Origin of the sequence: Streptomyces glomeratus, assembly GCF_021462825.1 — a bacterium.
Taxonomy (GTDB): domain Bacteria; phylum Actinomycetota; class Actinomycetes; order Streptomycetales; family Streptomycetaceae; genus Streptomyces; species Streptomyces glomeratus.
In genome coordinates this window covers 106,384-129,914 of record NZ_JAKEEB010000018.1, presented here as the reverse complement: position 1 = coordinate 129,914, position 23,531 = coordinate 106,384, and the positions used below count along the sequence as shown (strand labels likewise).

Sequence of the window (23,531 nt, the reverse complement as noted above, 5' to 3'; positions counted from 1 at the left end):
GGCACCGCCGCGGCCGCGCTTCTTGCGCTTGCCGCCGGCGGGCGCGGTCGCCTGGTCCATGTGCACGATCACGCCGCCGCCGTTGCCGTGCGCAAGGCCACTGTGCCCACGTCCTCCGAGGACGCGGCCGTCGTGGTCGTCCCGTCGGCGGCCGAGGAACCGGCAGCGGCCGGCGGAAGGGCGGCTCGACGGTCACCGATCAGCTGCCGAACGGGTCCCGGCAGACGGCGGCCACGGTCTGGCCCAGGCCGATGCCCTCCGCCAGACCGCAGAGCGCGAACGGGCCGGCGTCCGGATGCGACGGGATCGGGAACCCGTGCGCGGCGGCCGGCCGGGTGGCCGCCGTGTAGCCCGGTGCGCTCCGCGGAAGGGAACGCGGCGACGCTGCCGTGACGGTTCGCCGTCCGGGGCGCCCGTGCGCCGGTCGCCGGCCCGGCGCAGGGCCGAGTCGGCGGGGCGTGGGTGCGGGCCCGCGCTGCGCCGGGACGGGCCGGCTGGTCTGCGAAGCGGCGTGAAGCCCGGCGGGGGAAGGGCCTCCCGGCCACTGACGAGGCGCGGGGCCGGTGCGTACGAGCCCCGCCACCCCGCGCGGAGGCCGCGGCCCCGCGGCGCCTGGAGCGGCCCGGGCGGGTGAGCGGGCATCGGCGGCCGCGGCCTGCCGAAGGGGCCGGTCGCCGGAATCGGGCCGGACGCTCACGCACCCGGCGGCGAGCAGCGCGACGACGACGGAGAGGAGCATGCGGCGCATCCGCCCACGGTCGCGCACCGAAGAGCCGGGCGAGCAGCGGCGCGCGGGCGATGCACCGGGACGGGTGAGCGGCGCCGCCGAGCCGCCACACGCGAACCCGCCGTGCGTCCGTCCCCGGGACAGGGCGGAGCTGCGCGCGGGCTCCAGGCGAGCCAGGCACGGCTACAGGCGGGCCGGGGCCGATGCGACGGCACACGGTCGCCCGACCCGGCACCGTCCCCCGCGAGCCGGTCCCGGTGCTCGCCCGCCGTCCGGCCGTGCCGGTGTGGCTGGTGCGCAGTCCGCCGCGCACGGCCGCGGGGAGGAGCCCTGCCACCGCGGGAGGGCGGGCAACCGCGCGCCCGGGCCGTTGGCTCTACTCGGTCCGCTCCGCACCCGCGGTGTCCTCGGCGGGCGCGGCCTTCTCCTCGGGCGTGTCCGGGGCGGAGTAGTAGACGGACGTGCCCTGCTTGCTGCGCTGGGCCTGGTTCCTGGCCACGAGGCCTTCGAGCGTGGTGCGGACGACGGTGGTCTTGATGCCACGTTCGGGGTGGACCTGACCGAGCGCCGTGGCGACTTCCGCGGAGGAGCGTGGTTCGCTCTGTTCGGCGAGGTGACGGCGGACGAGTTCGACCAGCGTCGGCTCGGCCGTCTTCGCCGCGGGGGCCTTGTCCGCGGACTTCCTGGCGGACTTCTTCGCGGCCGGCTTCCCGGCTGCGGTACGGCCGCGCGCGGATGCGTTCCGCTTCGGCTTCGCCTGCTTGTCCGTGCCGGACTCGGCGGCGGGCTTCTTGCGCGCAGCGGGCACGGTGGTGTGGTCGGTCGTTGCCGCGGGGCCCGCGGGAGGCGGTGTCATGCCGAGTGCCTGCTGCATGTTCACCAGCACGACGTGATCGTGCTGGAGGGCGGCCAGTTGCTGCTGCAGCGCGGCGATCTCCGCGCCGACGCGGTCCTGCTCCTTGACGTTGCGTTCGAGGTCGTCGGCCACTTGGGCGGCGTACTGCGAGGTGAGATCGGTGGCGGAAGTGGTGGTCTCGGACATGGGGTCGACCTTTCTCCGGATTCGTGGTGCGGGCGCAGAGAGCCAACCGCACATGTTCTCGGGCTGGCGTCCGTGTAACGGTGGCGGTAACTGCGCGAATACCCCGGCGTAGTGATGGTACGGATGAGTGGAGTCTCTTGGTCCTCTTGAGTCATGTCTTTTGCTCGGGCTGAGCGTGAGGGTTCGGGTTGTGGCCCGCCTGTCAGCGCTCCCGCCGAGGCTGAACGGGAGCGTCGTGAGGGTGGGTTGCCCGCCGGTCCTCCGCAGGCGTCAGCGCAGCCAGCAGCACGGTACGGTCGTCCGTGCCCCCGGTCGCCGAGGTGTGGTGCAGCAGCCGCTCGCACCACCGGTGCAGGGTGTCCGGAGCGGTGATGTCCGCACATGCGTCCGTGTGCCGGGTCAAAAGGGTGGCGAGGCGGGTGATGCCCTGGTCGATGTCGCAGTGGCGTGACTCGACCATGCCGTCGCTGTAGAGCAGGAGCAGCGCCGGTTCGGGCAGGTGCAGCACGGTGGGCTCGTAGGTGCCGGTGCCGAGCCCGAGTGGCAGGCCCGCGCTGGTGAGTGTGACCGGCGCGGCCCGTCCGTCCGGGCTCCGGATGAGCGGCGGAGGGTGACCTGCCCCGACCAGGGTGCAGGTGCGGCGTCGCGCGTCCCACTCCGCGTACACGCAGGTGGCGAAGGAGGCACCGGGGGTGTCACAGGCGAGCGAGTCGAGCCGGCGCACCAGTTCGGCCGGGGCGATGTCGATGCCCGCCAGGGTACGGGCGGCCGTGCGCAGCTGAATCATCGCGACGGCCGATTCCGGGCCGTGCCCCATGGCGTCGCCGACGACGAGACCGACACGGCCGCCCGCCCGCGGCAGCACGTCGAACCAGTCGCCCCCGATGACGGTGTCGTGCCCGGCGGGCACATAGCCGTGGGCGATACGGCAGCCGTCGAAGGTGTGGCCGGTGGCGGGCAGCAGGCTCCGCCGGATGGCCAGCGCGGTCCGGCGCTCGCGTTCGTACCGGCGCGCGTTGTCCAGTGCCACGCAGGCCCGCGCGGCCAGCGACTCCACCGCCGCGGCGTCGCCCGGCAGGAAGCGGGCCCGGTCCGGTCCCCGCCCGCAGACGACGAAACCGACGGCGGCGCCCCGCAGATGCAGGGGCACGACAAGGAAGGACGCTCTTTGGAGCAGACGGCCGATACGGGCGTCGTCGCCGCCGGAGGCGCGCAGCCGCTCGGAGGTGTGGGCATCGACTTCGTCCGGAAGCTGCGGGCGCCTGGTGGCCAAGGAGCGTGCGTACGGCGTCTCGCGAGGGAAGACGATCACTTCGCCGACCGGCAGCATGCCCTCCCACCGCACCGAGGCCTCCGCCCCTACCCGCAGCGCGAGTCTGCGGGCCTCGATGTGGGCCGGATCACCGGCCGGACCGGCGTTCTCCTCGACGAGCCAGCGCTCCAGCAGGTAGACCGAGGCCGCGTCGCAGAAGCCCGGTGTCAGTGCCTGGACGATATGACAGCCCGTCAGATCAAGGTCGAGTGCGGATCCGATGAGGTCGGCCGCGGGGGTGAAGGCCGACCGGCGGCGCGAGGATGCGGCGGCCGGTGGCATGTCGAGCTGGCTGCGCGCTTGGTTCCGCAGGGTCGTGCCTTTCCGGGTGGGGGCCGGTTGCGACCGCGCACGGCGTCGGCGGCGCCTCGCCGCGGGTCGGACCGCAACTATATGATGGAACATCAAGATCATTGCTGAGGCGGAGAGTTGCTGTGCCGGGCGTCGAGTTCCCCCCGAAAGGGGTCGGTCGATCCCCGCAAGGCCGGTGTCGCCCGGTTGTATGACGCCATGCTGGGCGCGGAGCACAACTGCTCCGTCCACCGGAGGCAGTCGCGGCCTTCACCGCCATCGACCCCCGGGTGCGTACGCCGGCGCGGGCCGACCGCGCCGTTGTCCGGCGAGCGGTGCAGCATCTGATCGACGCCGGGGTACGGCTCGACGCCGACATCCGCAGGCCGGCGTCCTGTCCTCCTCGCAGGTGCGAAGGCTCATCGACTTCGACCGGCCCGTCGCCGTGCTGATGGTCACCATCCTGCACTTCATCACATCCGGCGAGGGTCCGGCCGTGGCCGCCTTCCGGGACGCCCTTCCCTGCGGCGGCCGGCTGGCGCTGACGCACGCCACCAACCAGGACCGCCGACACCGCCGCCGCCGGGAGGCGGCTCTACCGCTCCAGGGCCGCTCGTGCGTCACCGCGCGTTCCCACGCCGAGATCCTCGCCCTCTTCGAAGGCCTCGACCTGGTGGAACCCGGCCTGGTCCCTGTGCCCCTGTGCCCCTGTGCCCTGTGCCCCTGTGGCGCCCCGGCCGCCGGGACCCGGTCCCGGACAACCCGTCCGAGTACCGGGTCCACGCGGGAGTCGGCCGCAAGCGTCCGTGAGCCGGACGGGCATGCGCCGGCAGGCCGGCGAGCGCATCCTTGACTTCGAGCGCACTTCACGTCATAGCGTCCGCGGCATGGCCCCACCGGGCTCCGAGCCGCCGGGATGCCGGCGAGCGGGATCCGCCGCTCGAGTGAGCCGGGGGACGGCGGTGAGGCCGGAAAGACCCACCATCGTGAGGAAAGGCTGGCGAGGATCATGAAGCAGCGCAGGCTCCGGGACCTGGAGGTGTCCGCCATCGGACTCGGCTGCATGGGAATGTCCGCCTTCTACGGCTCCGCAGATGAGGAAGAGGGCATCAAGACCATCCACCGCGCCCTCGAGCTCGGCATCACCTTCCTCGACACCGCGCAGATGTACGGCCCGCTCACCAACGAGTCGCTGATCGGCCGTGCGATCAAGGGGCGCCGTGACGCATATGTGATCGCTACGAAATTCAATTACCGCATGGACAACGCCGTACCCGGTGATATCGGAACGGTCGGGCCGCAGGACGGTTCGGCGGAGCACGTACGCAGCTCGATTCACGGTTCGCTCAAGCGGCTCGGGACCGACTACATCGACCTCTACTACCAGCACCGGGTGGACCCGAAGGTGCCGATCGAGGAGACCGTGGGCGCGCTGGCGGAGCTGGTCGCCGAGGGCAAGGTGCGCCACATCGGCCTCAGCGAGGCGGCCGCGGAGACGATCCGCCGTGCGAACGCAGTCCATCCGATCGCGGCCGTACAGACCGAGTACTCACTGTGGACGCGCGACCCCGAGGCCGCGGTGCTGCCCGCCTGCCGTGAGCTGGGGATCGGCTTCGTGCCCTACTCGCCGCTGGGACGCGGCTTCCTCGCCGGCCGGTTCACCTCTCCCGACGAACTCGACGAGGGCGACTGGCGGCGCAGCGGGCCGCGATTCACCGGGGACAACCTCAAGGCCAACCAGCGGCTCGCCGAGAAGGTCAAGGAGATCGCAGCGGAGAAGGACGTCACTCCCGCGCAGCTCGCGATCGCCTGGGTGCTGTCCCAGGGCGAGGACCTGGTCCCCATCCCGGGCACCAAGCGCCGCACCTACCTCGAGCAGAACGCGGCCGCGGTGGACGTCGAGCTGACGAAGGACGACCTCGCGCGCATCGAGGCCGAACTCCCCAAGGCCGCAGGCGAGCGCTACGACGAGGCCGGGATGGCGGCCGTGGACCGCTAGACACCGGGGCGGCGGGCGCGACGGTCGGGCCAGGGGGTTTCGTTTGGTTGGGTTCGAACCCCGGCTGATCCGAACGAAACCCGCTAGTGCACCGGACGCGCGCCGCCGGGCCGGAGCGCGCCCGTTCCCGGCCCGGCGCAGGCACCTGTGGCGCATGCGGTGAGCCAGGCGTCGAAGTCGGCGTCGTAGCGGGTGCCGATGCCGGTGCTGTAGACGGCGTAGCCGCCCGGGTAGTCGCCGGCCCGGAAGCGGGCGAGCATGCGCTGGATGTCCTGCGGGTGCTTCTCGACCATGTAGCGCACCGCCAGATAGCCCCAGGGATAGGTGCGGGTCAGGTCGCTGTTGGCGTAGGTGCTCTGGAACAGCGTGCTCAGCGTGTAGGTGTGCTTGCCGGCCTCGGCGACCGCCTGGGCGTCGGTGATGCCTCGGTAGCTGTAGGAGACATACTCGGCCAGCCCCTCGATCCACCAGATGTCGGGGACCGCCGTCTGCTGAGTGAAATCGCCCTTCATGTCGTCGCGTGCGTCGAGGTAGTGCGTGTACTCGTGGTTGAGATTCCAGATCCGGGCCGTGAAGCCGTCGTCGTACGGCTTCTGGTACATGACCGAAACCGGCTGGTTGTGGGGGTCGGACGGGTCCCCCACGAGGGTGATGCCTCCATTGTCCGTACTGACGCCGAAGATCGCCCCGGCGTAGGTCTGGTAGTCGGCTCTGCCGGCGAACACCACAAGGTGGACGGTCGACTCGTACTGGCCGGGTATCGGTCCCTCGTCCTTGACGAGGTCGTGCATGTACGGGTCCTGGCCCAGCAGGCTGGCGCACGTCGCGTCGAGGTCGGCGGCGGTCAGCGACTGGGCCCGTATGGTGTGCGTGGCGTCGCAGTCGTGGGTGACCGGCAGCGCAGCCCTGCTCAAACGGTCCGTCAGGTCGCAGACGTCGTAGTACGAGCAGCCGGCCCGGTCGTAGGCGTCCACCTGGGTCGCGACCGCCACCCACAGCTGCGCGGTCGGGCCGGTGATCCGCGAGGCGCCCAGCAGGTCCTTCACCGGCGGGCGGACCAGGGCGGTCAGGCCGGGGTGCTCGATGTGACGGGCGAGGCCCATCCCGGCGTTGGAGTCCAGATACGCGCGGTCGGAGCCCAGCAGGTTCATATGGTGCAGCGCGAACGTGTGGAGGGTGCCGATGATGCGCGGGTCGGCCGCGACGGCGTTGACGTAGGCGGTGTTCCAGTTACCGCGCCACAGGGGCGTGTAGACGTCGTTGACGGCCGCAACCATGCTCGCGACGCTGTCGTAGGAGTCGTTGTATCCGTTCAGCAGCCGTCGGTAGGCGTTGAGATAGCGGCCCTGCAGGTCGGCGCTGTCGGTGAGGATGACGACGTCCCCCAGGACGTCGCCGTTCGCGGAGGTGACGTCCCAGGCGTGCCGGCGGGCGAAGAAGGCGTCCAGTCCGCGGGCCGTGGCCGCGGTCAGGCGCGCGCCGTACGGGCCGGTGTCGGCAGGGTTGTTGAACTGCACGTAGTAGCCGGCCCGCAGGAAGAGCACCAGCTGCCAGATGCGGGCCGAGTTGTCGCCGCCGTATCGCCGGGCCGTGCCTGCGAAGGCCTTCGCGACGGTGACCATCTGGGACTCTGCGAAGACCCTGCCCGCGTCGGCACCGGTGACGCCGAACAGGCTGTCGACGCACTCCACGGTCGAGGCTCTGACCAATGCGACGAGTGCGGCGCCGGTTCTGCCGCCGAAGTCGGCCGGAGAGCAGCCTTCCTTCGATGCGGCGACCGGGCCGGCCAGGGCGTCCGGATCGTGCGGGGACACGGCGGGGCGCAGGGGAGGGAGCTGGGAGGGAGCCATCGGCCGGTCCTGTACGGCGCGGCCGGAGGCAGCACGGGTGGAGCCGGTGGGAGTGGGCGCCGCGGAGGTGTGGACCGCGCTGGCGGTGTCGGTGCGGGTGGGCGACCCGGGGGCGGCGAACGCCGGCGGCGCCAGCAGGCCGACGAGCGTGACGCCGGCGGCGAGCGCGCCGGCCACGCGTCCGGGCAGGGCGAAGTAGCGCATCCGGACTCCTTCACGGATAGATGCGTCTCGGAATCGGTGATGAGGCGTGAGAGGCACTGTCGCAGTGCGACAGTCCACCGACAATGGCGTGTGACATAGCACATTGCACTGATGTCCCATAACACGTGTGCAGGCCACCGCCGTTGTCCGCTCTACCGTCCGGCCACGCTCCATGTCCTCGCGGCCCAGGCCCTCAAGTGCGGTGACTGACCGACGAGATCGCGGTACGCAGCCGTGGCGGAGGAGAACAGCGTCTCCGCCATCTCGCCGGGAACCGTGTCGCGCCGCCAGGCCAGCACATAGCGGCACCACAACGGCGTGCCGCTCAGCGGTCTGATCAGCACGCCCGGGACCGGCCGGAGTGTGGCCTGCACCAGGGACACCCCGAGGCCGTCGGCGATCATGTTCAGCAGCTGCTGCCGGTCACCGAGGAATGCGTGCACCGCCACCGGCGAGAAGCCGGCCGCCTCGCATGCCGCGTAGAAGACGCCGGGCCAGCCGGCCCCGTCGTCGGGTGTCACGAACCAGGCGTCCTCGGCGAGGTCGCCGAGCGCGATCTGAGTGCGGTGTCTGAGCCGGTGACGGGCCGGCAGGGCCACGAACGTGGGCTCGGTGACGATCCCGCGGTGTGCCAGCGAGGCGGAGTGGCGCAGTTCCCGGCCGGGGTAGTCCGCGGCGACCGCCGCGTCCATCTCGCCTCTCTCCAGGAGCTCGACGATCTCCGAGGAGGCGTACACGCTGCTCACCGTGAGCGACACCTCCGGCAGTCTGCCGCGTACCCGGGCCACCATGCCGGACAGGATCGGCGAGTTGGTCGCGGCCAGGCGCAGTGTCCGGTGCGCTTCGGCGGCGTCGGCCGTCCGCCGCTGCCCGATCGCCGCCGCGCGTGCCAGGACATCCCGTGCCTCGGCCACGACCTCGAGGCCGTACGGTGTCAGCGTCGCGCCCGACACTCCGCGCTCGAAAAGCGGCTTGCCGAAGAAGCGCTCGATGCGCCGGAGCTGGGTGCTCAGGGCCGGCTGGGAGTATCCCAGCTCCGACGCTGCCCGGCCCACGCTCCCCGCGTCGGCGATCGCGCACAGCACACGCAGATGCCGAAGCTCCAGCTCCATCCGCCCGCTCCCCCTCCTCGTCCTCCTCGCGGTCCGGTCGTTCCGGCCCGGCGTCCGGCGCCGCACCGGCGGAGGGGAAGCGTTCCATCGTGCCGTCGCGCTCACAAGACGGCGATCCGCCTACCTCGGCGCGGCGGGGTCAGTGTGCCGGGGCGGGGGAGGGGGCGGCTTGCTCCGATTCCGCTTCATCGCGCGCCAGCCAGTGGGCGAGGGCGCGGGCGATGGGCTGGCCGGTGTCCAGCTCCACGAACCCGAACTGTCCGGACTGGTTGCACTCCAGGAACCACCAGATCCCGTCGGCGTCCTCCGCGAAGTCGAAGGCGCCATAGGCCAGTTCGGCCCGCCGAAGAAAGTCGTGCACGGACCGCGCGATGCGCGGCGGGACGTCGGCGGGCTGCCAGGGGCCGGGGGAGGGGGCGAACCGGACGTCCACTTCGTCGGCGTCCGCGGCGGCCGGTTTGCGCGCCGCCAGCAGCCGGTCGCCGACGGCGGTGAGGCGGATGTCGGCGCGCTTGGCGATCCGCCGCTGGAACAGCGTCGGGCCGAAGGCCACGGCGGCGAAGTCGGCGTCCGGGGCGATGCGGCTGGTGGGTACCGCCCGGGGAGGGTCCTGCGGGTGCGTTCCGGAGACGGGTTTGACCACCAGGTCGGGGAAACGCTCGGCGAAGTCGCGGGCGGCCTGCGGAAAGGTCGTGATCAAGGTTGCCGGTACCGGGAATCCGGTCCGCTGGGCGAGATGGAGCTGCCAGGGCTTGTGACGGGCCCGGAGGGCCGCGTCGGGGCGGTTCATCCAGCGTGCGCCGGTGCCGTTCAGCATCCCGTACAGGGCCTGTGAGGCCTCCTCGGTCAGCCAGGCCGACGGCTCGGCGGCCCGCGCGGCCGGGACTCCGGGTCTGCGCACCCAGATGGATCGCAGCCCGCTCGTGCTCACCAGACGGCCGCCGACGGAGAGGTGCCCCTGGAACGCGCCGTGCACGTACTCCCCCGAGATGGCGACGGCGCCCGGGAGGTCCGCGGGGTCGAGCCGGACCACCGGCACACCGGCTCCGTGCAACTCGGCCACCACCATGTCCGCCGTCACATCCTGTTCACAGGTGAGGATCAGCACGGTCATCGTCGAAGTCCCGCGATCAGTCGTCGAAGTGGGTCTTCGAGCCCGCCGTCGAGGTCGTGGCCCCCCATTCCCGCAACACCGCGTAGTCGTGGGCGGCGATCCGTCCGTCGGGGAGGACGTTCAACTGCAGTGCGGAGTCGTAGCTGTACGGAGTGCTGACCTCCCACTCCTCGGCCGGGCGAGCGTAGTCCAGCGCGAACGGTCGCATCGTCTCTCCTTGTTCGGTGCTTCCTCGGCAGCGGACGGTGACGCTCCGGCGTGACCGCCGTCTGCCGGGCCGCTGTGCCTCCACCCACTTATACGAATCGAACGGGTGATTGGTTGCGTCACTTTGCGTTACGGAGGCGGCAGCCTGCCCCGGAGCGTTCGCTTCCCCCGCGAGGGCGCCGTCCGCTCGCGGGACTGCGAAGGACCCCGGTGACCTACGACGGGCCTCGGCAGGACTCCGGCGGGTGCCCGGCCCCCGTCCGCTCGTCCGGGCGGGCCTGCCGACCTGCGGGATGCAGATGTCGCAGGCGTCACCAGGACCGCTGGGGCGCACGGATGTCCCCTGCGCAGCTGGGTACCCGTGGGAAACGCCGGTGATCGCGCCGAACCCGGTGGCCGCAGACCTCCCGGAGAGGACGAGGCGAGGGCGAGCGAGAGGAGGACCAGGCGTATGACCGACACGGACGAGCTGCCCGTCCTGCGGACCCTCGGCGAACTGGGTGCCCTTGTGGAACGGCATTCCGACCTCTACGTGCGCTGGTCGCACGGCCCACACGCCGACCTCCGTGCCGCCGGCAGCAGAGACGACCTCACCGGCGTCCGTATGCCGGGCCTGTCGGCGAATCCCCTCGGGGTCGAGCCCTGGTGGGGAGACCGGCCTGTCGAACTCTGGGTGGCCCGGCGGCTGCACGACTACTCGCACCTGCCCCGGGAGAAGGGTGAGGGGGTGCGCCCCTGGGTCCTGCGGGGCCGGGTGGAGGGGCGAGGACCCGACAACGAGCCGCTGGTGGCGGACGTGGAGCCCGTCGGCTGGGTCGACGACACGGTGATCAGACAGGCGCAGACCGAGGTCGACCGCCAGGTCGGCTCCTGGGGGCCGCTACGCCGCGACGACGACCGCTGAGTCACCGAATAGCCGGGACGGCCCGACGAGCAGCGCATCAACGACGAGCGGCACGGGAACGACAGGAGGCCGCCGGCCCGGAGGTTTCCTGAACCGTGGCCCGGCGACGGCCGGGAGCTCCTCGGAAACGGCGTCAGCGGGCGAGGTAGAAGCGGATGGTGGTGCCGGGATCGCCGGTGTGCGTACGGACGAGATCGGCGACGTGATTGACCAGCAGCAGCCCCCGCCCGCCGGGCCGGGTGGGCGTCTGGGGGCGTCGGCCGGCCAGGGGATCCATCAGCCGGCCGGCGTCGTGCACCTGGCAGACGACGTACTCGCCCTCCGGCCAGATCCCCAGGGTTCCCCCGCCGGCACCGTGGATGACGCTGTTGGTGGTCAGCTCCGCCACCGCGAGTGCCAGATCCTCCAGTGCGGGGCCGGACAGGCCCATCCGTTCGCCGTGCCCCACGGCGAACTCGCGGGCCTCGGACAGCTGCCCGCTGCCCTGGAAGAAGAACGTTTCGGCGCCCGGCGGCACCGAGAGGGCCTCGTTGTAGCGGGCGACGGCCGCCTCCGGGTCGTAGAGAGCGGAAGCCGTCTCGCCGTCCTCGTCGATCACCACCGGGTGGGTGGCCCACGCGTCGTCGAGTACACCGCCTTCCAGCGCGGCGGCGTCGTACGGGCACAGGATCGTCACCTCGCGTCCGGTGAACGCCGCGTTGATCAGCGCCTCGTGCTGCACACACGCCGGATACTCGACCGGGGTACGGCCGGGCCAGATCGGTTCACCGATGATCCGCACCCGCCCGTCGCGGTGGGCGTCGGCGAATCCACGCAGCACTGCCGGAATGATGCGTCCCGGGTTGCGGCCGGCCTCCGTCATGTCCACGAAGCGCACCTCGTCGGCGCGCGCGCCGAGGCCGTCCCTGATCAGCTGCAGGCGGTCCGGCGGAGCGGCCACCGCGACCGGCTCGCCCGCGGCGAGACCGGCCAGAACGAAAGGGACCGTACCTGCCACGTACTGCTGGGCGCCGCGGTAGAAAAGAGCCGGGTGGACGAACGCTTCCCGTGTGGTGACCGTGTCGGTCACGGTGCCACCTCGATCCTGCCCTCTCCGGGCCAGAAGATGTCCAGTACGCGTGCCATCTGCGGCGGCGGCCGGTGGACCACGAGGCGCTGTCCCTTGGGCAGTGACCGCACAGCCGTCACCAGGTCCGTCACTCCTGCCACGTCGATGAACGCCACCTCGGAAAGCTCCACATGGAGGGGCGTTCCACCGTGCTGCGCCAGCCGGCCGAGCGCTTCCTGCCAGGCGCGTCGTGTGTCGAGGGTGACTTCTCCGACGACCCGCACACCGGGACGTTCCGACAGCGGATGCGCCTCGAGCCGGGCGCCATGGCGCGGTGGCGCGGCGGGGAGCCCACCGAGTGAGACGTCCACGCTCCACCTCTCAGCTCTCGTTCCGGTCTGCGCATGAGCACCATAGCCCTGTCGACCGCCGACATGGTCATCGGACGGCGGCACGGCGCCGTCTGCCGTTCTCCTCGGGAGGCCAGGAATCCGGCCCAGCGCAAGCAGTAGGGCCCCTTGCGAGTGGGGCCCTACTGAGGGAGTCTGACGGGTCAGCGCTTGAAGGTGTCCTTGGTCTTCTCCTTCGCCTGGCGTGCGTCACCCTTGGACTTCTCTGCCTGACCCTCGGCCGTCAGCCTCTCGTTCCCGACCGCGCGCCCGACCGTCTCCTTGGCCTTGCCCTTGGCCTGTTCCATCTTCGCCTTGGCCTTCTGCTCTCCAGCCACCTTTGCTCACTCCAGGTCGCGTCGACTACCGGTGCACTACACCGGGTGACCTCCGGCGCGGTCTTCAAACCGCACCCGCCCCCCTGTCGCGGTTCAGGTCGCGAGGTCTCTATGACAGCCGTCATGAACATGTGCTATGACAGCGGTCATGACCGGTACGGCGCCGGGGACCGCGGACGAGGGGGCACAGTGAGTGATGTCGCAGCCCGGTCGATGTGGGAGCTCGCCGAGCCCGTGCACGACCTCGTGTACTTCACTCCGGAGGCACGGCAGGCGGCCGACGAGATCGGCATGCGCGGCTTCTGGATGGGGTACTTCGCCCTGCGCGCCGCTCCCTTGGGGCAGGTGCCGCCGGCGGTGGTGACCAGCTGCTTCTATGTGTTCCACCCCAGCCGGGTGACGCGGGCACTGCCGGACGCCTGGCGGTACGCGACGGTGGAGGACGTCCTCGGCGCGCGACAGCGGGCGGTCGATCTCGCCATGCGGCGGTTGTACGGGGAGGACGCCCTGCGCAGTGCCCTGATGGCGGAGGCGGCGGACCTCGCCTGGGCCGCTGCCGAAGCGGCCGACACCGCGGGGCGGGTGCTCGGCGCCGCCAACCAGGCCCTCGAGCGCCCGGCCGAGCCGCATCTGCGGCTGTGGCAGGCCGTCACCACGCTGCGCGAACACCGTGGTGACGGGCATGTCGCCGTCCTGCTGAGCCGCGGTGTCGGGCCGGTCGAGGCGCTCGTCCTCAAGGCCGCCGCGGGAGAGTCCGACGGCGCGTTGCTGCGCGAGAGCCGGAAGTGGGACACCGCCACCTGGTACGGCACCGAGGCCGAGCTGCGGGCCCGGGGGTGGATCGACGGCAGCGGGCGGCTGACCGCCCCGGGAGCGGCCGAGCGCCGTGCGATCGAGGAGGCGACCGACGCGGCCGCCGAGGGGCCCTGGCGGGCCCTGGGCCGCGACGCCACCGTACGACTGGCCGAGCTGCTGGCTCCGTGGGCCCGGAAGGTGGTGGCGTCCGGACTCATCCCCTCTGGTAACCCGGTGGGCCTCACCGGCGCCGCGCCGCATGACAGCGGCAGTGCCCGCCCCTGAACCGTGAGCCGACGTACGCGGGGCTCGGGAAAGGGCCCGCCCGCAGGCGGTGCACGGGCGGGCGCGGGTGCGGTCGGCCGCCGCGCTCACGACCTCCGGCGGCAGGCCGGCGGCCGTGTCACCTGTGCCGCGGCCGGTGACAGACGAGGGCGTGCTCGACGGCCGCCGCCATCGCCTGCTCACCCTCGGCGTTCGGGTGCAGGGGCGCGGCGGGCGTGGCCGGGGACAGGGTCTCGATCCAGCGCTGCCCGGTCGGCCGGCACAGGTCGTGCCCGATGGTGGGTGCGTAGGTGTCGACGTACCCCGCTCCGTGCCGGTACGCCTCCCCGGCCAGCATCCTGTTGAGTTCCTTCTCCTTGTCCCGCAGATAGGGGAAGTCCCCCGCGGCGAACGGGACGGAGTCGCTCGTACAGCCGACACCGTTCTCCGGGAACAGATCGGGGTAGCCCACCACCAGGATCCGGGCGTGCGGGGACCGCTGCCGGACGCCGCGGATCACCCCGGCGATCTTCGGTGCCGTCCGCTCGACCGTCTCCGTGAGCCGGTCATGTCCGCCGTCGGTGAAGAAGGCCCGGCACGGGGCGCCGGTGGGATCGGATGCTGTGAGGCGGGCACAGGTACCGAGGACGGTGGTGAAGCCGACGTCGTTGCCGCCGATGCTGACGGTCACCAGGTCCGTCCTCCGGCCGAGAGCGGCGAACTGGGCAGGGGCCGTGCCCTGAGGGGCCGTCATCTCGGCGGTGGTGGCCCCGGAACGGGTCACGTCCCTCAGCCCTGCCCGCGCGTACGCCGCCACGAGGGAGGGGTAATTGTGGTCCGACCGCTTGCAGTTGGCATCGACCTCGTCGGGGATCACCGGTGCCGACGCGTAGGAGTCACCGAGGGCGACGTATTCCGGGTGCTGCGCGCCGGAGGCGGACGCAGTCGCCGGACCGGCGCCCGGGCCCGCCAGGGCGGCGACGCCGCTCATCACTGCCGCACTGAATGCCAACGCGCGTCTCGCCCCGAGACTCCGTGCCTTCTTCGCCACGGCCGGTCCTTTCATGGAGGGGGACACAGCCTCCGGCCGAGCGGCCGGAGCAGACGCGAGGTCAACTCGCTTGTCCCCAACGGATTCCGAGGATCACAAAGAACCCCGGCCGTCGGTACCTCCCGTGCCGTAACGAATCGGCGGGCTCGGTGTGCCGTTCGCTTCCACCCACCAGGCCGTCGGCGAACCGAACCTCGCATACGAGGGCCTCGAGATGGCCGCCGAACCCGGCCTGACCCTGACCGTCTACAGCGCCGAACCCGGCTCCCCCTCCGAAGAAGCCCTACGCCTGCTCGCCTCCTGGGCCGCTACCGAGGAGTCCGCCTCCCTCACGCGGCACGCATCCAGCTGACGACACCGGGCGCAGGCGGGCGCACCGCGGCACAAGGCGTAGCCCACCCGCTTGGCCACGGCCTGGCCGCCCTTGCCCGCGTAGTAGTTCCGCCGCCCCCTGCTCGGACATGAGGAGACCGCGCGCCGAACGGTCACCCCGCTGCGCTCCCACCACTTGGGCTGAGCCGGCGCGCCCTCCCTCTTCGGCCCTGGGGTACTCGCCATGAGGCCCTGTCCGGCCGGCTGAAGGGACCTGCCATGACCGCCCCGCCGCGGAGGCGCTGCGACTGCACTTCGTCGGCAACGCCACCGTCCTCATCCGTTACGGAGAGCTGACGCTGCTCACCGATCCCAACTTTCTGCACCGTGGCCAGCACGCCTACCTCGGCTACGGACTGGTGAGCCGACGCCTGACCGACCCAGCCCTCGACGTACGGGGACTGCCACCGGACCTCGACGCCGTGCTCCTCTCCCATCTCGCAGCAGGGCGGTGAGCGCCCGAAGGGTGGCGTCGTCACCGACGGCCTGTATCAGCTCCCGGCCGTGCTTGGCGGGGTACGTGAAGACGATGCGGCCCCGAGAGGCCCTGGCATGCTCACGGAGCAGGGTCGTCAGGCCGTAGGTCTGGTGCAGGTCGGCGTAACGGTCGCTGCCGATTCGGAAGAAGCCCAGATCGAGCAGGCGCGCGGCGGTGGCCAGGACGCGCTCGCGGCTCAGCCCGCGCCCGCTCAGGTGCGCCTCCACGGCCTCACGCAGGGACGGCAGCGCGTCGGCGACCTCCAGGACGTGGTCGTGTTTGCTCTCCTCCCGCTGGGCCCGGAACCGGGGATGGTAGAGATACTGGCGGCGCCCCGCCGCGTCGGTGCCGACGGCTTGCAGATGACCGTGCGGATGACGGCAGATCCATACGTCCCGCCAGGCGGGCGGAATGGTCAGCTCCTTGATCCGCTCCAGTTGCGACGCGTCCGACAGGACGTTCCCGGAGGCATCGACATACTGGAACCCGCGGCCACGCCGTCTCCGCAAGTACCCCGGCTCGCAGGGACGACTGTGACGCAGACGCACGTCCTCACCTTCCTCACCACCGGATCCGGCCGCGACCACGGAGGCCTATCCGGTACCCCGAAGCGGTCCCCTCACTCGGACGTGTGTGAACGTACAGCGCATCGGCCCGGGCCTGTGCGTGACCAGCCGGTGGCCGGGTACGTTGCCCAGAGCATGGACGACAACGACCCCCTCGGCCTCGACGGCCTCGAGCCCGCCCCCGTCGAGCAGACGATGGAGCGGCTTGCACTGATGAGCCGTGAAGAGGCACACGATCTGCTACGGCTGCTGGCGACGGTCGCCGAGGAGGGCGGCCCGCTCTCGGCGGAGGCCGAACGGCTGGCGCGCGAGATCGCGGCCCGGATCCCCTCGGAGAACTGAGATCGCGGCCCGGATCCCCTCGGAGAACTGACCGCCGCCTTCCCCGGCTGCAACGGATCCGTCACGGCGCCGGAGGCGTACGCAGGGCCAGAACGGCGACGTCGTCGTCGTTGTCGGCCGGCCGGGTGCGCTCCAGCAGCTGATCGGCGAACGACTCCAGTGAGCGCCGGGCCAGGGCGGCGGCGTGCCGGCGCAGCCGGTCGAGCCCCTCGTCCAGGGAGTGGCCCGGCGATTCGATGAGACCGTCGGTGTACAGCAACAACGTCGACTCCGGCGGCAGCACCGCGGTCGCGTCACATCGGTGCCCCCGGGGTCCGATGCCGAGGAGAGGGCCGTGCCCGTCGGTGAGGTACTCGGTCAGACCCTCACGGGTCACGAGCAGGGGCGGCGGATGGCCGGCGTTGGTCCACGACAGGGTCCATCGTCCGTCGTCGCCGAGCGCCATCCGGGCGAAGACCGTCGTGGCCATGGGGACGTCGGTCAGGCGGGTCATCGCCTCGTCGAGCCACTCGACTATGCGACTGGGCGGTTCCGTCTGGGACCACGCGTAGGCGCGGAGCATGTTGCGCACCTGCGCCATGCCGGCCGCGGCGTCCAGATCGTGACCGACGACGTCCCCGATGGCGAGTGCCGTGTTGCCGTCGGCGAGCGTGAAGGCGTCGTACCAGTCGCCGCCGACCTGTGAGGCATCGGGAGAGGGCAGATAGCGCGCGGTCATCTCCAGTTCGGTCAGGCGCGGCATCTGGGGGAGCAGGTGGCGCTGCATGGTCTCGGCGACCTTGCGCTGCCGCTGGTAGAGCCGCGCGTTGTCCAGGGCCAGTCCGGCTCGCCGGGTGATGTCCTCCAGCAGCGCGAGGTCGGCGGGGGTGAAGGCCTCGGGCCGCTCCGAACGTCCCAGGGTCAGCGCCCCGAGGACCTCCCGCAGGCCGCGGATCGGGGCGATGGCGGCGGAGTGCATGCCGGTCGCCTCGAACAGCCGGCGTTGTGCGACGGCCATCCCCGCGTCCGGTGCGCGCCGGTAGGTCTCGGGGCCCGCCAGGGTGGACGCGACGCCGCGCAGGGCGCGCGACAGCGGCATCGGGGACTCCTCGGGCACGGGCGGCATCGGGCCCTGAAGGTCCTCCCGGTGCACCAGGAGGCCGTTCTCCGCGTGCACCACGGTGGTGCGCCACACCTCGTCACGATCGGTCACCTGGTCGATGACGGCCCAGTCCGCCAGACGGGGCACCACCAGGTGCACCAGTCGCCTCAGCGCCTCGTCCACGTCCAGGGTCGAGGTCAGCTGGGTGGTCGTCTCCGCCAGCAGGGCCAGGCGTTGCAGTTCGGAAAGCGGCGCCGTGGCCGGCTCCGGCTGGTTACGGGGGGCGTCGCCGTGGGCGGACGAGTGGAAGAGCACCAGCGTGCCCGGTCCCAGGTCACCGATGTCGTACGGGGTGACCAGCCACCGCACCGGCATCACGAAGCCGTCCCCGCGGGCGAACCAGACGTCTCCGGACTGCGCCGTCTGCCGGCCCAGAAAGGCCGGTCTCATCGCACACTGGGTTCTGGGCACCGGCTCCCCATGGCTGTTGCGGTGCAGCAGATCGTGGGCGTCGTGCCCGAGGAGTTCACCGGAAGGCCGGAGCAACAGGTGCTCGGCATGGTAGTTGACGGCGAGGATGCGTCCCTCCTCGTCGACGACGTAGGCGCCGGTACCCAGTGCGTCGAGCGCTCCTGTCAGCGACTCCCGAACGGTTCGCCGCCAGGGCCCGTCGACCGCGTCCGCCCCTTTGAGGTCCGCCACCCTGACCCTCCTCCGCCGTGCCGTGGCCAGCGATGCCGGCCCGGCCCACTCGGGCACGGACGGCTGTCGCACTTGCTGACCGATATTCTCACCGGCTTCCCGGCCGTCACGCCCGCATCGGTCACTCCTCGAGGTGAATTCTTCCGGGCCCGGCCCCGGGGCCGGGTGACGAAAGGCGGTGCCGGAGCGCGTAGGACTTCTGCCCATGGGTACCGGAGAGGGGTCGCGCTCCACGGCTCGCCGTGGAGGTCCCCGTGCAGCGGATGCCGGATACCGGATCCGGGACACCGGCCTCCGACCTCGCGACATCTGTCCGCGACGGCATACGAAGCGTCGGCCCGGGCGACAGCGGAATCCGGACACATGCGACCGGCGCCCCCCGTGCGGCTGCGAACCGCGAATCGGCGAGGGGTCACCTTCGGTCCTCGTTCGTGCCGGGCGATCGCCCCCGGCCGTGGACGCCCAACGGTCGCAAGCCCCGCCTCCCCCGCCTTCGGCGCTGCGATCGGATGAGGACGTCATGAACGCACACCAGGAATCCACGCCCCACCGCCTCGCCCGTGCCCTGGGCTGGGGCAGCCTCGCCCTGGGAGGGCTGCAACTCGCGGCTCCGGACACCGTCCGGAAGCTGGCGGGCGTCGACGACTCCCGGGCATCCCGGACCCTCGTGCCGATGGCCGGTGTCCGCGAACTCCTGCACGCCGGGCCCCTGCTGGTCAGCCGTGAGCCGGCCCCCTGGGTCTGGACCCGCGTCGCGGGGGATGTGATGGACCTGGCGGTCCTGGGCCGGGCCCTGGGCTCCCGCAGCGGTGGGCGCGGACTCCGGACGGGCGCCGTCACAGCCGCCGTGGCGGCCCTGACCGCGCTCGACGTGTACACCGCGGCCCGCGGAGCGGGCGCCACGGCGCACCGGCGGGACGAAGACAACGCGCTGGAGGCGCACGCGGCCATCACCATCAATCGCCCGCGGGCGCAGGTCTACCGCTTCTGGCACGACTTCAGCAATCTGCCGCGGTTCATGGACCACCTGGAGTCCGTCGAGCCACGCGGCCAGGGGCGCTCCCACTGGAGGACCCGGGGGCCGCTGAAGCGGACCGTGGAATGGGACGCCGACATCGTCGAGGACCGGCCCGGGAAGCTCATCGCCTGGCAGTCGGTCGGACGCACCGCGGTGGAGAACCACGGTTCGGTGTGGTTCTCGGACGCTCCCGGCGGGCGTGGCACCGAACTGCGGGTTCACCTGGCCTACGAACCCCGGGCCGGCCGGCTCGGCACCGCCGTCGCGAAGCTCCTCGGCGAGCACCCCGACCAGCAGGTCCACGACGACCTGCGCCGGCTCAAGCAGGTCCTGGAGGCAGGGGAAGTGGTCCGCTCCGAGGGCAGCCCCGAGGGCACGCGCGCCATGCGCCTGCTCAGGCAGCGCCCGGCCCAGCCGCTGGTCTCGGGCTGACCACGGCCACCACGCGTCGACAGCAGCCGGAGCCCGGCTGCGGAAAGGACATCCGATGAAGGCCACATGCTGGACCGGGCGCAACTCCGTCGAGGTGACCGAGGTTCCCGACCCCAAGATCCTCAACCCCAGGGACGCGATCGTCCGGATCACCTCCACGGCGATCTGCGGCTCCGATCTCCATCTCTACGACGGCTACATACCCACCATGGAGAAGGGCGACGTCCTCGGCCACGAGTTCATGGGCGAGATCGTCGAGGTGGGCCCGGAGGTGACCGACCTCAAGGTCGGCGACCGGGTCGTCGTGCCCTTCCCCATCGCCTGCGGCCACTGCTGGGCCTGCGAGCACCAGCTGTACTCGGTGTGCGAGAACTCCAATCCCAACGCGGGTCTCGCGGAGAAGTTCATGGGCCACAGTCCCGCCGGCATCTTCGGCTACTCCCATATGCTCGGCGGCTTCGCCGGCGGCCAGGCAGAGTACGCCCGAGTGCCGTTCGCGGACGTCGGTCCCATCAGGGTCGACGACGACCTGCCCGACGAGCAGGTCCTCTTCCTCTCCGACATCCTGCCCACCGGCTACATGGGCGCGGAGATGTGCGACATCAAGCCGGGCGACGTCGTCGCCGTCTGGGGTGCGGGCCCGGTCGGCCAGCTCGCCGTCGCCAGCGCCTATCTGCTGGGCGCCGAGCGGGTCATCACCATCGACCGCTTCCCCTACCGGCTCGACCGGGTCAGGGAGTACACCGGCAGCGAGACCCTCGACTACGAGGAGGTCGACGTGCTGGACGCCCTGGCGGACATGACGGCCGGCCGCGGCCCCGACGCGTGCATCGACGCGGTCGGCATGGAGGCTCACCACCCCACCGGTCCGCTCCACGCCTACGACCGCGCCAAGCAGGCCGCACGGCTGGAGACCGAGCGCCCGCACGCCCTGCGTGAGGCCATCCTGGCGTGCCGCAACGGCGGAACGATCTCCGTGATCGGCACCTACGGCGGGTTCCTCGACAAGTTCCCCATGGGCAGTCTGATGAACCGGTCGCTCACGTTGCGCGGCGCCCAGTGCCATGTGCACCGCTATCTGCGCCTGCTGCTCGACCGCATCCGCGACGGCGACATCGACCCCAGCTTCGTCATCTCGCACCGGTTGCCACTGGATCAGGCTCCCCAGGGCTACGAGATGTTCAAGCACAAGGAGAACGAGTGCAACAAGGTCGTCCTCCAGCCGTAGCCGGGGCAGGCGGGCGGCGACCGGAACAGCGGGCATGGCGGCCGGCGTTACCGTGACGGCGGCACAGGAACGGTCAAGGCGGTCGGCATGCACGGCGAGTACAAGGTGCCCGGGGGCAAGCTGGTGGTGGTCGATCTCGACGACCACGACGGCGTGCTCCGCAATGTCCGCGTCGCGGGCGACTTCTTCCTGGAACCCGACGAGGCGCTGCTCGCCATGGACCGTGCTCTCGAGGGAGCCCCCGTCACCACGGACGCCGCCGAACTCGCGGTGCGCATCCGAGCGGGCCTGCCCGAGGGCACCGTCATGTACGGCCTGACTCCCGACGGCGTCGCGACAGCGGTCCGCCGTGCGCTCGCCCAGGCCACGGACTGGACCGACTACGACTGGCAGCTGATCCACGAGGAGCCCCAGCCGCCGGCCCTGCACATGGCGCTGGACGAGGTCCTCACGGCGGAGGTGGCCGCCGGGCGCCGGCCGCCGACCCTGCGGGTGTGGGAGTGGGGCGGCCCGGCCGTCGTCATCGGCAGCTTCCAGTCTCTGGGCAACGAGGTCGACACCGAGGCCGCGCGCCGTCACGGGATCACCGTCGTACGCCGTATCTCCGGGGGAGGCGCCATGTTCGTGGAGCCCGGCAACACGATCACCTACTCGCTCTCCGTGCCCGCCTCCCTCGTGTCGGGGCTGTCCTTCGCCGACTCTTACGCCTACCTCGACGACTGGGTGCTGGGTGCCCTGGACGACATGGGCATCAAGGCCTGGTATCAGCCCCTCAACGACATCGCCACCGACGCCGGCAAGATTGCCGGAGCCGCGCAGAAGCGCATGGTCGGTCCGGACGGCGGCCAGGGCGCGATCCTGCACCACGTGACCATGTCCTACGACATCGACGCCGACAAGATGCTCCAGGTGCTCCGTATCGGCCGCGAGAAGCTGTCCGGCAAGGGCATCGGCAGCGCCCAGAAGCGGGTCGACCCGCTGCGGCGACAGACGGGGCTGCCCAGGGAGGCCGTCATCGACCGTATGATCCGCTCGTTCGGGACGCGTTACGGCCTCGCCAGGGGCCGGCTCACCCCGCAGGAGCTGGAGCGGGCAATGGAGCTGGCCGCCACCAAGTTCTCCGCTCCGCAGTGGACCGCCCGCGTGCCGTAGCGGCGCTGTCCGCCCGTGCGCACGCCGGCATCAGTTCCACAGCGAATAGGTCACCACGCGGTCGAACCCGTCGGGCCTGCCGTCGGTGTAGACGAGGCTCATCTGTGTGTAGTGCTGCACCCGCGGATTCTTCTTCCATGGCTGCGGGTGGTCGAGCCGCACGGTGACCGGATACGAGTGGAACCTGCCCGCCGCGCAGTACGGCTTGCAGTCGTTGACCACGTTGACGCCGCTGGCTGTCGCCGAGCCCTGATCCCAGTGCGACCAGCGGAGCGAGGACAGGCTGCTGTTGCCGTCACCGCAGGCGATCATGAAGTCGGCGGGACGCACCTGGGGGTGCCAGACGCAGTCGACGATCACGGGATGGGCGGGCTGCGGGTGGGGGGTGCGCCCGGCCGGTGGGGCGGCGGAGGCCGTTCCCATGGCTGCTGTGAGCAGGGCGACGGCACCCAGCGTAACCGCCGTGTTCACCTTGTGCATCCGCATGTCGACTCCCGGCCGTGAGTGCAGGCGCGTCTGTACCGACGCTACGACCCCGGCAGGCCAATGCACCACTCGTACGCGCAGTACCACTCGTACGCGCACCGGTCGGTCACCAGAGCTTGTCGACGTGCCCTGGAAACAGACCGACACGGCTGTCGTGGAACGACGTGCGGTGCTGCCGTGCCCTGGCCGAGAAGAAGTCGCCGAGGGTGACCTTGCCGAAGCCGGGCCGGTCGCTGGGGAACGGGTCCTGCGGTGTCCCGCCGATCAGCACCGTACCGGGAAGCACCTGCCACCCGGCACGCTCGTAGAAAGCCCGGAGCGGGCGGTCGCAGGTGAACAGCCCGAGATCCAGGTTTCGGGCGATCATCGTCTCCCTCGCCGCTGCCACCAGGCGCCCACCGTGTCCAAGGCCCCGGCTCTCCGGCCGCGTCACCACCGTGCTCAGTCCGCCGGCGGCATAGCGCTGCCCCGCGTGGGAGATCTCCTTGGACAGAATGTCCAGAGCGGCCAGCACCGTCCCCTCGTCCACGAGCAGCATCGACCACGGCCGCAGCAGGGGATCGTGGGTCGGAGCGTCGGCCGCGGCGAGAGGACCGTCAGCGGACGGCCATGCCTGCTCCTGGAGGTCGCGCACCTGTGTGCGCAGCTCGGGCGGGGTGGACTCTTCGGGAAACGACACGATCGGCACGCGCCGATTCTCTCGGCCCGGCACGGGAGCGCAAGCGGTTTAGTTCCGGGCCATGCCGCACGGAGGGGGAGGACGGTCTCCAGAGGCTCCCGAGGAGTCGAACCGTCCCGCCCAATTCACCCGATCGGATCATCCGAGACGAGTTGTCGAATATTCCACTATTGCGTCTGCATTCTTGTCCATGTCGCGCCGGAGGGGCTTGGGAAGCGGCGCCGAGAGAGCCGCAGGGCGCGTTTTCTTGTCGCGTCCGGGTCACGTTTTGCGCGGGTTCGGATTCGGTGCCCAGAAGCCGTGGTATGGCCGGTCGGCGCCTGCGTAAACCTCCCATCCGGGTGATTG

Annotated in this window: 21 protein-coding genes and 3 pseudogenes; 10 read left to right on the top strand and 14 right to left on the bottom strand. The window is 71.4% G+C overall.

Annotated elements, in window-relative coordinates; translation table 11 throughout:
* Nucleotides 1–1,103: 1,103 nt before the first annotated feature.
* Together LZ604_RS21665 and LZ604_RS21660 are read right to left on the bottom strand one after the other, a co-directional pair.
* Nucleotides 1,104–1,769 carry a hypothetical protein gene (locus tag LZ604_RS21665; protein ID WP_234517079.1) on the bottom strand — a complete coding sequence of 222 codons (666 nt, stop codon included), beginning with the start codon at nt 1,767–1,769 and terminating at the stop codon, nt 1,104–1,106.
* Nucleotides 1,770–1,971: 202 nt separating this feature from the next.
* Nucleotides 1,972–3,363 carry a PP2C family protein-serine/threonine phosphatase gene (locus tag LZ604_RS21660; protein WP_234517078.1) on the bottom strand — a complete coding sequence of 464 codons (1,392 nt, stop codon included), beginning with the start codon at nt 3,361–3,363 and terminating at the stop codon, nt 1,972–1,974.
* Nucleotides 3,364–3,781: 418 nt separating this feature from the next.
* On the opposite strand from LZ604_RS21660, the gene LZ604_RS21655 reads away from it, so the two are divergent.
* Together LZ604_RS21655 and LZ604_RS21650 are read left to right on the top strand one after the other, a co-directional pair.
* Nucleotides 3,782–4,225: an SAM-dependent methyltransferase gene (locus LZ604_RS21655; protein ID WP_234517077.1), complete on the top strand. Its 444-nt coding sequence runs from the start codon at nt 3,782–3,784 to the stop codon at nt 4,223–4,225.
* Between the two features lie 156 nt (nt 4,226–4,381).
* A complete protein-coding gene (locus LZ604_RS21650) occupies nt 4,382–5,371 on the top strand; it encodes an aldo/keto reductase (RefSeq protein WP_234517076.1) in 990 nt (329 codons plus the stop codon).
* Between the two features lie 83 nt (nt 5,372–5,454).
* Here LZ604_RS21650 and LZ604_RS21645 read toward each other — a convergent pair whose 3' ends face one another.
* The 4 genes from LZ604_RS21645 to tgmA form a co-directional block, all read right to left on the bottom strand.
* On the bottom strand, nt 5,455–7,425 hold the full coding sequence (locus tag LZ604_RS21645; RefSeq protein ID WP_234517075.1) for a collagenase: 1,971 nt from the start codon (nt 7,423–7,425) through the stop codon (nt 5,455–5,457).
* Between the two features lie 152 nt (nt 7,426–7,577).
* Nucleotides 7,578–8,537 carry a LysR family transcriptional regulator gene (locus LZ604_RS21640; protein WP_234517074.1) on the bottom strand — a complete coding sequence of 320 codons (960 nt, stop codon included), beginning with the start codon at nt 8,535–8,537 and terminating at the stop codon, nt 7,578–7,580.
* A 139-nt stretch (nt 8,538–8,676) separates the two neighbouring features.
* Nucleotides 8,677–9,651, bottom strand: coding sequence for an ATP-grasp ribosomal peptide maturase (gene tgmB, locus LZ604_RS21635; protein ID WP_234517073.1), 975 nt, complete (start codon nt 9,649–9,651; stop codon nt 8,677–8,679).
* Nucleotides 9,652–9,667: 16 nt separating this feature from the next.
* A complete protein-coding gene (tgmA, locus tag LZ604_RS21630) occupies nt 9,668–9,859 on the bottom strand; it encodes a putative ATP-grasp-modified RiPP (protein WP_234517072.1) in 192 nt (63 codons plus the stop codon).
* A 450-nt stretch (nt 9,860–10,309) separates the two neighbouring features.
* On the opposite strand from tgmA, the gene LZ604_RS21625 reads away from it, so the two are divergent.
* Complete coding sequence (locus tag LZ604_RS21625; protein WP_234517071.1) at nt 10,310–10,762, top strand: DUF6098 family protein; 453 nt, start codon at nt 10,310–10,312, stop codon at nt 10,760–10,762.
* 133 nt (nt 10,763–10,895) lie between these two features.
* Here LZ604_RS21625 and LZ604_RS21620 read toward each other — a convergent pair whose 3' ends face one another.
* The 3 genes from LZ604_RS21620 to LZ604_RS21610 all read right to left on the bottom strand — a co-directional run bounded on the left by LZ604_RS21620 (nt 10,896) and on the right by LZ604_RS21610 (nt 12,537).
* Nucleotides 10,896–11,831, bottom strand: a complete 936-nt coding sequence (locus tag LZ604_RS21620) for an anti-sigma factor RsbA family regulatory protein (RefSeq protein WP_234517070.1) — start codon at nt 11,829–11,831, stop codon at nt 10,896–10,898.
* Entirely contained in the window at nt 11,828–12,181 is a 354-nt protein-coding gene (locus LZ604_RS21615; RefSeq protein WP_234517069.1) for an STAS domain-containing protein, read from the bottom strand. Before LZ604_RS21615 ends, LZ604_RS21620 begins: the two co-directional genes overlap by 4 nt.
* A gap of 182 nt (nt 12,182–12,363) precedes the next feature.
* Complete coding sequence (locus LZ604_RS21610) at nt 12,364–12,537, bottom strand: CsbD family protein (protein WP_234517068.1); 174 nt, start codon at nt 12,535–12,537, stop codon at nt 12,364–12,366.
* Between the two features lie 189 nt (nt 12,538–12,726).
* Here LZ604_RS21610 and LZ604_RS21605 point away from each other — a divergent pair, with 189 nt between their 5' ends.
* Nucleotides 12,727–13,617 (top strand): SCO6745 family protein, encoded by an 891-nt coding sequence (locus tag LZ604_RS21605; protein WP_234517067.1) that lies wholly within the window; start codon nt 12,727–12,729, stop codon nt 13,615–13,617.
* A 118-nt stretch (nt 13,618–13,735) separates the two neighbouring features.
* On the opposite strand, the gene LZ604_RS21600 is transcribed toward LZ604_RS21605, so the two are convergent.
* Nucleotides 13,736–14,587, bottom strand: a complete 852-nt coding sequence (locus LZ604_RS21600) for an SGNH/GDSL hydrolase family protein (protein ID WP_234517066.1) — start codon at nt 14,585–14,587, stop codon at nt 13,736–13,738.
* Between the two features lie 229 nt (nt 14,588–14,816).
* Between LZ604_RS21600 and LZ604_RS21595 the strand changes: the two are divergent.
* Nucleotides 14,817–14,999, top strand: a pseudogene (locus LZ604_RS21595) (MmyB family transcriptional regulator); the annotation flags it as partial.
* Between the two features lie 262 nt (nt 15,000–15,261).
* Nucleotides 15,262–15,459 (top strand): annotated as a pseudogene (locus LZ604_RS21590) (MBL fold metallo-hydrolase); the annotation flags it as partial.
* A gap of 73 nt (nt 15,460–15,532) precedes the next feature.
* Here the strand turns inward: LZ604_RS21590 and LZ604_RS21585 are convergent.
* A pseudogene (locus LZ604_RS21585) lies at nt 15,533–16,045 on the bottom strand (DNA topoisomerase IB-related protein); the annotation flags it as partial.
* 153 nt (nt 16,046–16,198) lie between these two features.
* Between LZ604_RS21585 and LZ604_RS21580 the strand changes: the two are divergent.
* Nucleotides 16,199–16,405 (top strand): DUF6417 family protein, encoded by a 207-nt coding sequence (locus LZ604_RS21580; protein WP_234517065.1) that lies wholly within the window; start codon nt 16,199–16,201, stop codon nt 16,403–16,405.
* A 61-nt stretch (nt 16,406–16,466) separates the two neighbouring features.
* Here LZ604_RS21580 and LZ604_RS21575 read toward each other — a convergent pair whose 3' ends face one another.
* A complete protein-coding gene (locus tag LZ604_RS21575; RefSeq protein WP_372482174.1) occupies nt 16,467–18,188 on the bottom strand; it encodes a SpoIIE family protein phosphatase in 1,722 nt (573 codons plus the stop codon).
* A gap of 520 nt (nt 18,189–18,708) precedes the next feature.
* On the opposite strand from LZ604_RS21575, the gene LZ604_RS21570 reads away from it, so the two are divergent.
* The 3 genes from LZ604_RS21570 to lplAB all read left to right on the top strand — a co-directional run bounded on the left by LZ604_RS21570 (nt 18,709) and on the right by lplAB (nt 22,018).
* On the top strand, nt 18,709–19,638 hold the full coding sequence (locus tag LZ604_RS21570) for an SRPBCC family protein (RefSeq protein ID WP_234517064.1): 930 nt from the start codon (nt 18,709–18,711) through the stop codon (nt 19,636–19,638).
* A gap of 55 nt (nt 19,639–19,693) precedes the next feature.
* On the top strand, nt 19,694–20,866 hold the full coding sequence (locus LZ604_RS21565) for a zinc-dependent alcohol dehydrogenase (RefSeq protein ID WP_234517063.1): 1,173 nt from the start codon (nt 19,694–19,696) through the stop codon (nt 20,864–20,866).
* A gap of 87 nt (nt 20,867–20,953) precedes the next feature.
* On the top strand, nt 20,954–22,018 hold the full coding sequence (gene lplAB, locus LZ604_RS21560; RefSeq protein ID WP_234517062.1) for a lipoate-protein ligase LplAB: 1,065 nt from the start codon (nt 20,954–20,956) through the stop codon (nt 22,016–22,018).
* 30 nt (nt 22,019–22,048) lie between these two features.
* Here lplAB and LZ604_RS21555 read toward each other — a convergent pair whose 3' ends face one another.
* Nucleotides 22,049–22,504, bottom strand: a complete 456-nt coding sequence (locus LZ604_RS21555; protein ID WP_234517061.1) for a hypothetical protein — start codon at nt 22,502–22,504, stop codon at nt 22,049–22,051.
* Between the two features lie 106 nt (nt 22,505–22,610).
* Nucleotides 22,611–23,192 carry a GNAT family N-acetyltransferase gene (locus tag LZ604_RS21550; protein ID WP_234517060.1) on the bottom strand — a complete coding sequence of 194 codons (582 nt, stop codon included), beginning with the start codon at nt 23,190–23,192 and terminating at the stop codon, nt 22,611–22,613.
* Between the last annotated feature and the right edge of the window lie 339 nt (nt 23,193–23,531).